Source organism: Embleya scabrispora DSM 41855 (genome assembly GCF_000372745.1).
Classification (GTDB): domain Bacteria; phylum Actinomycetota; class Actinomycetes; order Streptomycetales; family Streptomycetaceae; genus Embleya; species Embleya scabrispora.
Genome location: NZ_KB889563.1, coordinates 110,232 through 122,589 on the forward strand (window position 1 = coordinate 110,232; position 12,358 = coordinate 122,589).

12 protein-coding genes are annotated in these 12,358 nt (G+C 71.7%); 3 read left to right on the forward strand and 9 right to left on the reverse strand.

All coding sequences use genetic code 11. The features are described from left to right. Window positions 1–54: 54 nt before the first annotated feature. From A3IC_RS0104540 to A3IC_RS0104550, 3 genes are read right to left on the reverse strand one after another with little or no spacing between them, the layout of a single operon-like run. Window positions 55–1,401, reverse strand: coding sequence for an aldehyde dehydrogenase family protein (locus A3IC_RS0104540; RefSeq protein ID WP_020548881.1), 1,347 nt, complete (start codon window positions 1,399–1,401; stop codon window positions 55–57). After that, a complete protein-coding gene (locus A3IC_RS69955) occupies window positions 1,398–2,864 on the reverse strand; it encodes a GMC family oxidoreductase (RefSeq protein ID WP_020548882.1) in 1,467 nt (488 codons plus the stop codon). The genes A3IC_RS0104540 and A3IC_RS69955 overlap by 4 nt, the downstream gene beginning before the upstream one ends. 10 nt (window positions 2,865–2,874) lie before the next feature. After that, on the reverse strand, window positions 2,875–4,416 hold the full coding sequence (locus tag A3IC_RS0104550) for an APC family permease (RefSeq protein ID WP_020548883.1): 1,542 nt from the start codon (window positions 4,414–4,416) through the stop codon (window positions 2,875–2,877). Between the two features lie 95 nt (window positions 4,417–4,511). Between A3IC_RS0104550 and A3IC_RS0104555 the strand changes: the two genes are divergently transcribed. Beyond that, window positions 4,512–5,300, forward strand: a complete 789-nt coding sequence (locus tag A3IC_RS0104555) for an IclR family transcriptional regulator (protein ID WP_020548884.1) — start codon at window positions 4,512–4,514, stop codon at window positions 5,298–5,300. Here A3IC_RS0104555 and A3IC_RS0104560 read toward each other — a convergent pair. The 4 genes from A3IC_RS0104560 to A3IC_RS64230 all read right to left on the reverse strand — a co-directional run bounded on the left by A3IC_RS0104560 (window position 5,248) and on the right by A3IC_RS64230 (window position 8,139). Next, window positions 5,248–5,997 (reverse strand): IclR family transcriptional regulator, encoded by a 750-nt coding sequence (locus tag A3IC_RS0104560; RefSeq protein WP_026217883.1) that lies wholly within the window; start codon window positions 5,995–5,997, stop codon window positions 5,248–5,250. The genes A3IC_RS0104555 and A3IC_RS0104560 overlap by 53 nt on opposite strands. Before the next feature lie 153 nt (window positions 5,998–6,150). Further along, complete coding sequence (locus tag A3IC_RS0104565; RefSeq protein WP_020548886.1) at window positions 6,151–6,879, reverse strand: dienelactone hydrolase family protein; 729 nt, start codon at window positions 6,877–6,879, stop codon at window positions 6,151–6,153. 50 nt (window positions 6,880–6,929) lie between these two features. Continuing rightward, a complete protein-coding gene (locus tag A3IC_RS52465) occupies window positions 6,930–7,670 on the reverse strand; it encodes a maleylpyruvate isomerase family mycothiol-dependent enzyme (protein WP_020548887.1) in 741 nt (246 codons plus the stop codon). Continuing rightward, window positions 7,660–8,139, reverse strand: a complete 480-nt coding sequence (locus A3IC_RS64230; protein WP_245599145.1) for a fumarylacetoacetate hydrolase family protein — start codon at window positions 8,137–8,139, stop codon at window positions 7,660–7,662. The genes A3IC_RS52465 and A3IC_RS64230 overlap by 11 nt, the downstream gene beginning before the upstream one ends. A gap of 252 nt (window positions 8,140–8,391) precedes the next feature. Here A3IC_RS64230 and A3IC_RS52475 point away from each other — a divergent pair, with 252 nt between their 5' ends. Next, window positions 8,392–8,640: a hypothetical protein gene (locus A3IC_RS52475; RefSeq protein WP_040876132.1), complete on the forward strand. Its 249-nt coding sequence runs from the start codon at window positions 8,392–8,394 to the stop codon at window positions 8,638–8,640. A gap of 640 nt (window positions 8,641–9,280) precedes the next feature. On the opposite strand, the gene A3IC_RS0104585 is transcribed toward A3IC_RS52475, so the two are convergent. Both A3IC_RS0104585 and A3IC_RS0104590 read right to left on the reverse strand, forming a co-directional pair. After that, complete coding sequence (locus A3IC_RS0104585) at window positions 9,281–10,057, reverse strand: SDR family oxidoreductase (RefSeq protein ID WP_020548891.1); 777 nt, start codon at window positions 10,055–10,057, stop codon at window positions 9,281–9,283. A 67-nt stretch (window positions 10,058–10,124) separates the two neighbouring features. Further along, a complete protein-coding gene (locus A3IC_RS0104590) occupies window positions 10,125–11,036 on the reverse strand; it encodes an RNA polymerase sigma-70 factor (protein WP_026217884.1) in 912 nt (303 codons plus the stop codon). Between the two features lie 160 nt (window positions 11,037–11,196). Between A3IC_RS0104590 and A3IC_RS52480 the strand changes: the two genes are divergently transcribed. Then, a complete protein-coding gene (locus tag A3IC_RS52480) occupies window positions 11,197–12,327 on the forward strand; it encodes an acyl-CoA dehydrogenase family protein (protein WP_052173196.1) in 1,131 nt (376 codons plus the stop codon). Window positions 12,328–12,358: the final 31 nt, after the last annotated feature.

The window sequence follows — 12,358 nt, forward strand, 5'->3', positions numbered from 1 at the left end:
ATCCTCCATCGAGAGTACCCACGGGATCGACTCAGTCGGCCCGGCCGCGGGACCTCACGTGGTCTTGCTCATCACGTGCTTGATCCGGGTGTAGGAGTCCAGCGCGTAGACCGACAGGTCCTTGCCGTACCCGGAGTGCTTGAAGCCACCATGCGGCATTTCGGTCGCGTATACGCCGTGGCAGTTGATCCACACGGTGCCCGCGTCGATGCGCCGGGCCAGTCGGGCGCCTGTCGCCGCGTCGCGGCTCCACACGGATGCCGCCAGGCCGAAGGGTACGTCGTTGGCCAGCCGGATCGCCTCGTCCTCGTCGGTGAAGGGCTGGACGGTGAGGATCGGGCCGAAGACCTCGTCCTGCACGATCGCGTCGTCCTGGCGTACTCCGGTCACCACGGTCGGTTCGAAGAAGAAGCCGGGCCCGGGGACGGGTGTGCCGCCGGTGACGACGGTGGCGTGCTCGGGCAGGCTCTGGAGGTAGGCGCTCACCCGGGACAGGTGGGTCCGGCTGTTCAGCGGGCCGACCGCGGTCCGGGCCGCGCGTTCGGCCAGCATCGCGACCAGTCGATCGTGTACCTCGGCGGCGACCAGCACTCGGCATGCGGCGGTGCAGTCCTGACCCGCGTTGTAGAAGGCGGCTTCCGCGATGCCGTCGGCCGCCTCGGCCAGGTCGGCGTCGGCGAGCACGATCGCGGGTGCGTCACCGCCCAGTTCCAGGTGCAGCCGTTTGATGCCGGCGAGTCCGGCGGCGGTGGTGACCTCGGCGCCCGCACGGGTGCTTCCGGTGAGGGAGACCAGGGCGGTGAACGGATCGACGACCAGGGCCCGGCCGGTGTCGCGGTCGCCGCAAACGACGTTGACGACGCCTGGCGGCAGCACTTCGTTGCAGATCTCGCCGAGGACGAGAGTGCTCATGGGGGTGGTTTCCGCAGGCTTGAGCACGACGGTGTTTCCCGCGGCCAGGGCCGGCGCGAGCTTGTCGACCGCCGATCCCAGCGGGTGGTTCCACGGCGTGATGAGGGCGCAGACTCCGACCGGTTCGCGGGCCACCTGCGACGAGTGTCCGCGCACGTACTCCCCCGCCGTCGGCCCGTGGACGCCGCGTGCCGCGCCGGCCATGAAGCGAAGCACGTCGACGGCGGCCGGGATCTCCGCCTCCAGCACCTCGGCGTGGTCCTTGCCCGTGTTGCGGCACTCGGCGGCGGCAAGTCCGGGCGCCTGCTCGGCGATCGCGTCGGCCAGGGCGAGGAGCGCGTCCTGCCGCTCCCCGGGGGTGACGGACCGCCAGGTCTCGAACGCGGCAGCGGCCGCGCGGACCGCGTCGTGCAATTCCGTGGACGATGCCGTGGGAACGCGATCGTAGACCTCGCCGGTACGCGGGTCGATGATGTCCTGGTGAGTCACAGGGTCTCCTCGATGAAGGCGGCCACCCGTTCGCCGACCACCGTGGTCGGCAGGGCGGGGGTACTGCGGGGGATGTCGGGGAAGACGGAGGCGTCGGCGACATGGAGGCCCTCCAGCCCGTGCACCTTGCCGGTGTGGTCGACGACGGCCGACGGATCGTCGGCAGGCCCCATCCGGCAGCTGCCCGCCGGATGCCAGTAGTGCTGGTGGTTCGCCTTGATCCAGTCGTGGATGTCGCCTTCGGGAGTGAGCAGCGCCGGTCCCAGGTAGGGGGACAGGTCCAACTCCCGTATCCAGCCCAGGCCGTGGGCGAGGGCCTCGAGATCGTCCGGGTGGGTCAGGTAGGCGTGGTCGACGTGGGCGAGGGCGTACGGGTCGCCGGAACGCAGCCGTACCGAGCCCCGTGCCCGGGGGCGCAGCAGCGCGACCGGGACGATGCAGCGCCAGGCGTGCTCCGTCGTCGCGTCCCGCTCGACCCATGGGTAGACGTGCAGGTCGTAGGGCGCGTCTCCGGCATGGGGCGAGCGAAGCTTGGCCAGGGCTTGTTCGTCGGGCAGCATGCGGGCCCGGGCGAAGTCGGCCAGGTCGGCGGCGAGTTCCGCGGATCCGGCGAACTCCAGCTGGACGGACGGATGATCGTGCAGGTTTTCACCCACGCCCGGGAGTTCGTGCCGCACCTCGACACCGACCTCGGCGAGGTGGGCGGCCGGACCGATGCCGGAGCGCAGCAGTACTTCGGGGCTGCCGTAGGCACCGGCGCTCAGCACCACGAGGTCGGCGTGGATCCGGTGCCGGCGGCCGTCGTGGAGGACGTCCACCGCCACCGCGCGGCCGTTGCGCAGCACGATCCGATCGGCCTGCACGCCGCCGATCACGGTGAGGTTGCCCTGTTCGCGAACGGGATCGAGGTAGGCGAAGGCCGTGTTGACGCGCACACCGTCGGGGGTGATGTTGACCGGTGCGCAGCCGATGCCGAGCCCGCCGGCGAGGTCCTCGAAGTCGTTGCGGACGGGCAGGCCGAGCGCCGCGCCCGCCGCGATGAAGTGCTGCTGGAACGGTTGGATCTCGTCTTGGCGGTAGGTCCTCAACCGCATGGTCGCGGACGCCTTGTCGAACAACGGTCGCAGTGTGGCCGAGTCCCAGCCGGGCGAGCCGGCCGCCGCCCACGCGTCGTAGTCGCCGGCCCATCCGCTGCTCTGCGTACAGCCGTTGTGGGTGGAGCAGCCTCCGATCACGCGGCAGCGCTCGTAGACGTGACGTGGTCCGCGATAACCCCAGTCGTGCGAGGTCGGCAGGGTGGTGGCGTCCAGCAGGTCGGCGGGCCACGACGCGCGATCGGACCCGTAGTCGGGGCCCGCCTCCAGGACGAGCACCCGATGCCGGCGGGCGAGGCGGCCGGCGACGACGCAGCCTGCCGTACCGCCGCCCAGGACGATGATCTCGGCGTGGTCGGGGAACTTCAACGGTGGCTCCTCAGCCGGAGGGGGTGGACGCGGAGGGGGAGGTGGACGAAGGCGGGGAGGCCGGGACGAGGGCGCGGCGATGGGGTGCGCCGAGGGCATGGAGAAGGCAGCCCAGGCCGACGATGAGCGCGATCGGGACGAGTTGCGTGGCGGTGTAGGCCGCTCGGTGCCCCTCGAAACCGGCGGGCAGGTAGTCGGCCGCGCCGCCCGAGGTGCCGAACCACCCGACGCCCAGCCCCGGCCAGACCAGGGCGACCACGGTGAACAGCATCGTGCCGACGGTCAGTGCGGTGACCGTCCACGCGCCCGCGCGGCCGCCGGGGACCCGGTAGGGGCGGTGCACGTCGGGGTACTTGCGGCGCAGCACCAGGAAGGAGGAGAACGTCAGCAGGTAGGAGATCGCGGTTGCCGAGATCGCCAGGCCGATGCCGGCGGTGAAGTACTTCTGCGCGTCGCCGTCGCTCAGCCCGAGCGCGGCCAGCATCACGACGGCGGCGATCGCGGTGGACAGGAGATTGACCCGCGTCGGAGTGCCGCGTCGGGCGGAGATCGTGCCCAGCCACTGCGGTCCGGCGCCGTCGGCGCAGGCCACCGCCTGGGCCCGGCTCAGGCCCATGGCCCACGCGGTACCGCTGGTGAGCAGGCCGACGATCAGGCCCGCCGCCGCCACTTTGGCGAGTGCGGCTCCGGCGCCGGTGAGTACGACCGTGCCGTCGGTGGCGACGTGGCCGCCGTACACGGTGAAGACCGCACGGCAGGCGTCGATGAATCCGGTCAGGGAACCGAGTTGCTCGCGGGGCAGCACCAGCAGGGTGCCGAGGATCGGGACCCCGTACAACAGCAGGGAGAGCAGACCGCCGCGCAACAGTGCCGCGGGCACGTCCCGTTTGGGGTCGGCCATCTCGCCGGCGGCCGCGCTGGGCACCTCGAAACCCATGTAGTTGAAGGCGATGACCGGGGCGAGCGCGACCAGGCCCAGGTAGGTGGGGGTGTAGTCGCCGGGCGACAGCGGCTGGACGCCGTTGCGCAGCGCGAAGACGGTCAGTGAGACGACGAAGAAGCCGAGGAGCACGATCCTGGCGACCGCTCCGGCCACCAGCACCCAGCGGCCGACCACGACGGACGCGTGGACGGCGAGACCGGCCGCCCCGACGAAGACCGCTCCCGCCAGGTACTGCCAGGCGCCCGGCAACGGGTGGAAGAAGCTCTCGAACGTGGCGATCGCCGTCACGCACAGCGAGCCGCCGATCCATACCGGGTTGGAGATCCAGTAGAAGACCTGGTTGAGGCCCGCGGTGAAGCGGCCGAAGGCCAGTTTGGTCCAGACGTAGGGTCCGCCTTCGTCCGGGAAGGCGGACCCGAGTTCGGCGATCAGGAGCCCGTAGGGAGCGAAGAACAACAACCCGAGAACGGCCAGCCACGTCAGTCCCTCGGGGCCGTTCGCGGCCACCGAGCCCAGGGTGTCCAGGCCGACGATCGCGCACAGCAGCATGGCCAGCACGTGGAAGCGCCGCAGCGCGCGGCGAGATTGGGGTGGGTCGGCCGTCGTCATGCGGCCTCCTTCGTGGTGGGGTGCCGCAATCATGGAGAGTCGCGTTCACAATCGTCAATGACTCATGCGTAAATTGATCGCGCTAGGGTGGTGCGGTGACCACGACCTTCGACAAGGGCCTCGCCCTCCTGCATGCGGTCCTCGCCGCGGAACTGGGCTCGGCCGGCTACCCGGGCAATGTCCGACTCGCCGAACTGATCGGCGTGGATGCGGCCCAGGCGTCCCGCATGCTCAAGGACCTGGCCGCGCTGGACCTCGTCGAGCGCGATGAGCAAGGACGCGGCTGGCGCATCGGCCCCGGATTCTTCGCGCTGGCCAAGGCGGCGGCCGACAGGCACCTGCTGGTCGCCGCCCGACCGCCGCTGCGGGGCCTGGTGGCGCGCTGGCACGAGCCGGCCTGGCTCGCGGTGCCGTCACAGGGCATGGTGCTCACGGTGGAGAGCCAGCTCAGCCACTGGTCGTCGTACGTCGCGGCGGCGCCCGGGGCCCTGACCCCGATCTGGTGTACCGGGCCCGGGCGGGCGCTGTTGCTCGATCACTCCGAGCAGGAACTCGCCGCGTTGCTCGGTGACGTCGAATTCGTCGGCGGTGGCCCTCGGGCGGCGCGCGACATCGCCACGCTGGCCGCCTACAACGCGACCGCCCGGGCGGACGGGGTCGTGATCGCGGACCGCGAATTCGAGCACGACGTGGTGGACTTCTCGGCAGCCGTACGGGACGGGTCCGGAGCAGTCGTGGCCGCGCTGAGTCTCGCCGTTCCACGATTCAGGCTGGCCGGCCGGTCCGCCGAGATCGCCGCGTCGGTGAAGGCGGCGGCGGCCGCACTGGAGGTCAGGGCCGCGGCCGGCCGAGCAACGCAGAGAGCCGATCGGCCAGATCCCTGATCGCCGCACCGTGCCGGTCGGCCAGCGGGGCCAGCCGTGCCGAGGGTCCTTCCGTGTGCAGCGCGCAGACGACCTCGCCGGAGAAGTCCCGCACCGGCGCGGCGACGGCGAACACGCCCGGCTCCGACTCCCCGTCCACGACCGCGTAGCCACGCTCGCGAGCCGCGATCAACCGCGCCTCGAACTCGGCCACTCCGGTCGGCGCCGCGGGGCCGTAGGCGATGAACTCGGTGTCGGCGAACACGATCTCCAACTCCTCGCGGCTGCAGTCCCACAGCAGCGCCTGGCCGGCGTCGTCGCAGTACAGCGGATACGAACGGCCCACCCACGACAGACCCGAGGGCACGTCCTCCAGGAAGGCCACCGAGCCGTCCCCGCGCACCTCGGCCAGGAACGCACTCGCCCCGGTCGCCTCCACCGCCGCGCGCAGGATCGGCGGTCCCTCGGTGAGCAGCCGCGCCCCGACCGCGCGGGACGCCTGGCTGTACAGCTGCCAACTCAGCGCATAGGCGAGGGTTTCGGGATCCCGGGTGAGCACACTCGCCGTTTCCAGACTGTGCAGCGTGCGGGACACCTGGACCCGGTTGCGTCCGAGACGCTCGGCGATCTCCGTCGACGTCGCCGGCCCCCCGCCGGCGGCCACGGCAAGCAGCACGTCGAGCCCACGGCCCAGACTCCTGACGGCTCCGGTATTCACCCGGCGATGCTATCGGCACGCGGGCAGCGGCATCCGAGCCGCACCACCCGCCTCCGCGAGGGCCGGCGAGCACCGGGGCGCGCAGCGCGCCGACGGCCCGCGCCGGCCTGTGGTGGAGCGCCGCCTCGCACGCCCACCCGGGCCGCCGACCGCTCAGCCCGCGTCGCCCGGCAGCACCCGGGCCAGGAAGTCGTACGTGCGCGTCCACGCCGTCGCCGCCGCGTCCGGGGCGTACTTGTCCGGGCGGGCGTCGCACGCGAAGGCGTGCCCGACGCCCGGGTAGGTGTACTGCTCGAAGGCCACTCCGGCGCCGGTGAGCGTGGCGCCGATCGCGGCCGCCTGCTCGGCCGGGATGGTCGGGTCCAACCCGCCGGTGTGCAGGAGCAGCGGCGCGTCGATCCTCGCCGCCCGGTCCAGCACGGCATGCGGTCCGGCGGCGATGCCGGGGCCGTAGAAGACCGCCACACCGGCCAGCCCCGGGCAACACGTGGCCGCGGTGAACGCGGCCCGGCCGCCGAAGCAGAAGCCGACGATCGCGGTACGGGCCGCGGGCACCTCCTCGTGCTCGGCGAGGTGGGCCAGCAGCGCGCCGATGTCGACGGCGACCGCGTCCGGCCCGATCGCGCCGATCAGCCCCATCGCGTCGGTGTGCCGGTCGTAGGGCAACTCGGCGACGCCGCTGCGATGGAACAAATCGGGGGCCACCGCGAGGTAGCCGTGCTCGGCGATCCGGCGGGCGACCGTACGGATGTGTTCATTGACCCCGAACGCCTCCTGCACCACCACGACGGCACCCGCGTGGGCGGTCGCGGCCGCGGGGCGCACGGTGAAGGCCCGCATCGGGCCGTCGGCGGTCGGGACGGTGATCCATTGCTCGCTCATCGGGGTGCTCCTTCGCTACGAAGTGGAATCGGACCGGTCACGGCCGGCGGTCACAGCCAGGGGGGCGGTGTCGGTGGGGCGGTGGCCGAGTGGGTCAATCCCGCGCCGTCGCCGCGGCCGGTGAGCCAGCCGAGCAACTCGGCGGCGCTGCCCTCGACATGGTCCACGATCTCGCCCGGCGCGGGTGACCGGGTGGTGCGGACCGAACCGCCCGTTCGATCATGGAGGACCAACGCGGGGCAACCCGCGTTCTTCGCCGCGAGCGTGCCCACGACGTCGTCGAGCAACGCCTGCGCCAGATCACCCGGCAGCTCGGCGAAGGTCGCGCCGGTGCCCAGGTCGACCACATGGATCCACACCTCCCGCACCCGCAACCACGGCACCCGATCCGCCCGGACCAGGCGGCCCTGCGCGGTGCGCACCTCCCGGCCCCATGCCGCCTCCGGCACCGCGGCCAGGCAATCGCGCAGGCGCGTGGCGCCGGCGCGCACGTCCGCGCGGATCGCCTCGGGCGGGCGGGCGGCACCCGCCTCGATGTCCGCCGCCCGCCGAATCGCGCCGTGCGGGTACATCGGCGACTCGACGCCGGTGACCGCCCAGTCGAGCAGGTTGCCCAGCGCGTCGGCGTTGCGGGCCACGTGGGTGAGCAGGTGTGCGTTCGTCCAGCCCGGCAGGGTGGACCGGCCGACCAGACGGGCGTCGTCGAGGGCATCGACCGCGTCGAGCAGCCGGCCGGTGCCCTCGCTCAGCCAGTGCGTGAGCACCGTCCGGGACGGCCGGTCAGGCGTCATGGGGCTTTTCCGCGACGCATCGGTTGCGGCACTCGCCGAGTCCCTCGATCGCGGTGGTGAGGACGTTGCCGTCGACGAGGTAGCGGGCCGGGGTGCGGGCGTGGCCGACGCCGCCGGGGGTGCCGGTGGCGATCACGTCACCCGGTTCGAGCGTGATGTCCGTCGACAGGTATGAGATCAGGTGCGCCGGGTCGAAGACCAGGTCGCCGATGTCGGCCTGCTGCACCGTCTCGCCGTCGACCTCGGTGCGCAGCCGCCCGGGCGCCTCCCCGGCCTCGTCGGCGGTGACCAGATACGGCCCGAACGGGGTGGTGGCCTCGAAGATCTTGCCCTGAAGCCATTCCTTGCGCGCACCGCGATGGGCGGGTCGGCGGGGTCGGTCCCCGACGAATGCGCCGGCCGAGACATTCGGCCGGGCCGGGGCCTCGCCGACCCCCCGCCGGCCACCCTGCCGCGGCCAGGAGTTCACCCCGCGGTGGTCGACCCGCAGCGTCCGGGCATCGATGCCATCATCGCGCCGAGTTCGTCCGGGACGGCCCTCGTTATCACGCACCCTCCATCGGATCACCGCAATCGACTTTCGGCGGTATCGCGTGGCCGCGGCGAACGGCATCGTGGGTCCGGTTCGGGTGTGTCCCGGATCCAGGCGGGCCCCGAGCACGATCGACGTCCCGTCTTCGATGGAAGGATCGTGCACTCATGAAACGTCTGTCCCGCGCGCTTGCCGGCGGCGTGCTGTCCGTGGCCGTTCTGTGCGGGTATCGGCTCCGCGGCGGCGGCCGGCCACAACTCGACCGCGCCCGCCGTCACATCGGATGGTTCCTCGGTCCAGGCGCGCACCGTCAACTCCTGCTCAGTGGACTACACGGTGGCCTACTACCACGGCATGCAAATGGGGTGGGGCCAGGGCTTGTCCGAGGAATACGCCGACATGGTCTACGAAGCGTGCATGGCCAGGTCGCAGGGATGATCCCGACCAGGTAGCCGGCTCCACCACGACCACAGCCGGCGGCGCGCCCGCGTCGATGCCCGGCCGGTCGGAATCGGCCGCGGATCCTCCTTCCGTCCCCGGAACGGAAGGAGGATCAATACCTCGCGGCCGGTGGGACGTTCGCCCTCGCCGGGCCACCGATGGCTCGCGAATCATCAACGTGGCACCGTCCGAACGATCGCCGTCCATCGGCGCGCTCATCGAACGGTTGGGGCGCGGGCGCCACGAGCGCGCCCGGCTGATCACGGGCGACACGGCCCGTGGGCGCCGGATCCCGTCTCGGACCCCGTCCCGGCCGAGGCCGTTCCGTGAATGTTTGTCGGTCGCCCGCTCAACCCGGACGCGACGGGCTTTTCGAGACGCGAATCGCCAGGTAGGTCGACCCGAAGACGACATGGACGACGGCCGGGTTCGCCGCGACGACCCGGCCCGAGGGCGGGTTCGGCACACGATCGGTCACAGCGCTCATGGCCTGTCCCTGCGCGGGACGGCCCTTCCGAAGCTCCGCCGAAAGCGGGCGGCCCGCACGCGAGCCGAACGCCCGGGTCGCGAAGCGCCGATGCCCTCGACGCGGAGCAGCTGGCCGGGACGACGGCCGGTGTCGAATATCGTGTCGCGCTCAGCGGGGCGCCTTGGCGGCGAGGTACTCCTCCCACGTCCTGACGCCCACCGCGTTCTCCCGCGTGACCAGGCCCCCGGCGCGGAACCCGGCGCCCGCCTTGCCCGGGACGCGCACGGGCAACACCCAGCGCCGCCTGCCCACCGCCTTCAGCCACGAACGTGCCAGGTCCGCTGCCCGGTAGATGTGCGGGCCGCCCATGTCCGCGACCCGCCCGGCCGGTGCGTCCTGGGCCAACTCGACCAGTCGGTCGGCCACTTCACCCTGATCGACCGGCTGGCACACGGTCCTCGACGGAACCAGGACGAAGGGCGCTTTGGACAGCACGCCGAAAGCCCTATTCAGCAGGTCCGGGAACTGCGTCGCGCGCAGGTTGGTCCACGGGATGCCCGACTCGGCGAGCAACCGCTCACCCGCGACCTTGATCTTGTAATAGGAGTACGGGATCCGGTCGACGCCGACGATCGAGATGTTCACGATGTGCCCGACTCCGGCCCGCTTCGCGGCGTCCAGCAGGTGCCGCCAGCCGGGAATGTCGTGCTTCGGCTTCCGCGTGTCCGACGCGCAGTGGATGATCGTCGCGACACCGTCGAACGCCGCGTCGAGGCCCGCACCGGTCTGCAGGTCGGCGGTCACCCAGGTCACTCCCGGGTCCTCGGGCAGCGTCGCCCTGCGGGTCATCGCGCGCACCGGCAGGCCCGTACGGCGTACCCGCTCCAGCACCTCGCGCCCGAGTACACCGGTCGCGCCCGTCACCAGGATCACGTTCTCGCTCATCGTTCCTCCTCGATCCGGGGGCACCGCTCCGCCGCGGCGTCGCCCTCGTCAGCTGAGAACCGGGCGGCTAAGCGTTATGTGACAACTCTCGGCACTGTTCTTCGAGAAATTTCAGCTTCTCCGGATTCCGGACGATCCGCACGCCCGCTATACCCTCCGCGCCGACTTCCACCACGGCCGCCGTCGTGAGTACCCCGCTCTCCCGGCCCAACAGCGCGGTGTCGCCGTTGACCTCGGCGAAGCCCAACTCCATGCCCGCCGAGAAGCGCTCCAGCAGACCCATGAGGAACCGGGCCACCTTGTCGCGGCCGGAGATCGGGCGCGTCGCCGCGGACACCTTGCCACCCCCGTCGGACCACGCCATGACGTCGTCCGCGAGCAGCGACTCCAGGTGCTCGAGCGCTCCCTCGGCCGCCGCCGTGAGGAAGCGCTCCAGCAGGTCGGCCCGCGCCTGTGCGGGGACCTCGAAACGCGGCCGACCGGACGCGAGATGTTGCCTGGCCCTCCGGTAGGTCTGCCGGGAGTTGGCCTCCGGCCAGTCCAGCACCTCGGCGATCTCCCGGTGGCTGTACGCGAACGCGTCCCGCAACACCACGACCGCCCGCTCCGGCGGCGACAGCCGCTCCAGCATCACGAGCATCGCCATCGACACGGCGTCCCGCTGCTCGGCGGTCTCCATCGGCCCGAGCGCCCCCGTGTCCGTTCGCACCGGCTCGGGCAGCCACGGCCCGACGTACTCCTCGCGCCGCGCCCGTGCGGACGTGAGCCGGTTGAGGCACAGGTTCGTCAGCACCTTGGCCAACCACGCTCCCGGCGCGTCGATGTGGCCCCGATCGGCCGCATGCCAGCGCAGGTACGCGTCCTGTACGGCGTCCTCGGCCTCCGCCGCCGACCCGAGCATCCGGTACGCGATCCCGAACAATCGCCCCCGCTCCGCCTCGAACTCGGCGGTCCGGTCGGGAAACGCGTCAGCCGTCACGAAATCCACCGTACAAGCCCCGCATGCCCCGCAGACCACCGCCTCGGCGATGCCCGCCTCGGCCCTGTGAGGTTCGCCGTCGAAAACGACGCGTTCGGTCCCGCCGTTCGTGTGGCCGGAACAGGCCCCGAGGTCCGTACCAGACTTCTAGGCTGGGCCGGTGACTTCACCGTTTGCGGTTTCCGGGCAAGAACAGCGGTTCGTCGACGCGGCGCGGGATTTGGCCCGGCAGTTCGCGGCGGCCGCGGACGAGCACGATCATGAGGCCACCCTCCCGGTCGCCAATCTGAAGGCGTTACACGAGGCCGGCTTGGACATGGCGGCGATGCCCCGGGAGCGGGGCGGTTCCGGGCTGTCGTACCAGGCGCTCGGCGAGATCCTCCGCGTCGTCGGCAAGGCGTGCCCGTCGACGGCGTGCGTCTGGATGATGCATCTGGGCGCGGCGCAGGCGCTGGTCGGCTACGGACCGCCGGTGTACGCGGAGGAGCTGGCGGCGGGCAAACGGTTCGCGAACGCGCTGTCGGAGCCGACCGGCGGGAACCTGTTCCTGATGCCGCTCCAGCGCGCCGAACCGGTGGACGGCGGATTCGAGTTGGACGGCGCGAAGCGGTTCGTGTCCGGGTGCGAAATCGCGGACCACTTCCTGGTCAACGCGCTGCTCGACGACGGACCGGCGTTCTTCGGGGTGAGCCGGGACGACAGCATCGAGATGGTGTCGATCTGGGACTCGATGGGCCTGCGCGGCACCCGCAGCCAGTTGGTGAACTTCCGCAACACCCTGCTGCGTCACGAGAACCGCTGCCGGATCGTCGACCCGACGGCGCCGAACATCATCGCGCTCGGCCTGCCGTGGTTGTCGATCGGCATCGCCGAGGCCGCGCTCGACGCGTCGGCCGCGCACGCCCGCAAGCGCGTCGTGCCGAGCACCGGCAGACCGGTCGGCGACATGCAATGGGTCCATTTCGACGCCGCCGACGCCCACGTGAAGCTCCTGGCCGCACGCGTCCTCGCGGAACGATCCATGTGGCTTGCCGACCGGAACGCGCCCGGCGCCCTCGACGCCGCCGTGGAGGCGAAGCTCTACGCCAATCAAGTGGCCAAGGAGATCGCGGAGTTCGGGCTCCGAGTCGGCGGCGGCTCGGGCTTCCTGCGATCCTCCCCGATTCAACGACACTTCCGCGACGCCCAGGCCGGCGCGCTGATGGCCTTCTCGGTCGAGGTCTGCCGGGACATGATCGGCAAGCGGCTGACCGGCAGCGAACAGCTCCGGTACGGCAACGACACTTCGTGACGCTCTGCGCGTCCACGTCCGCAATGGCCGA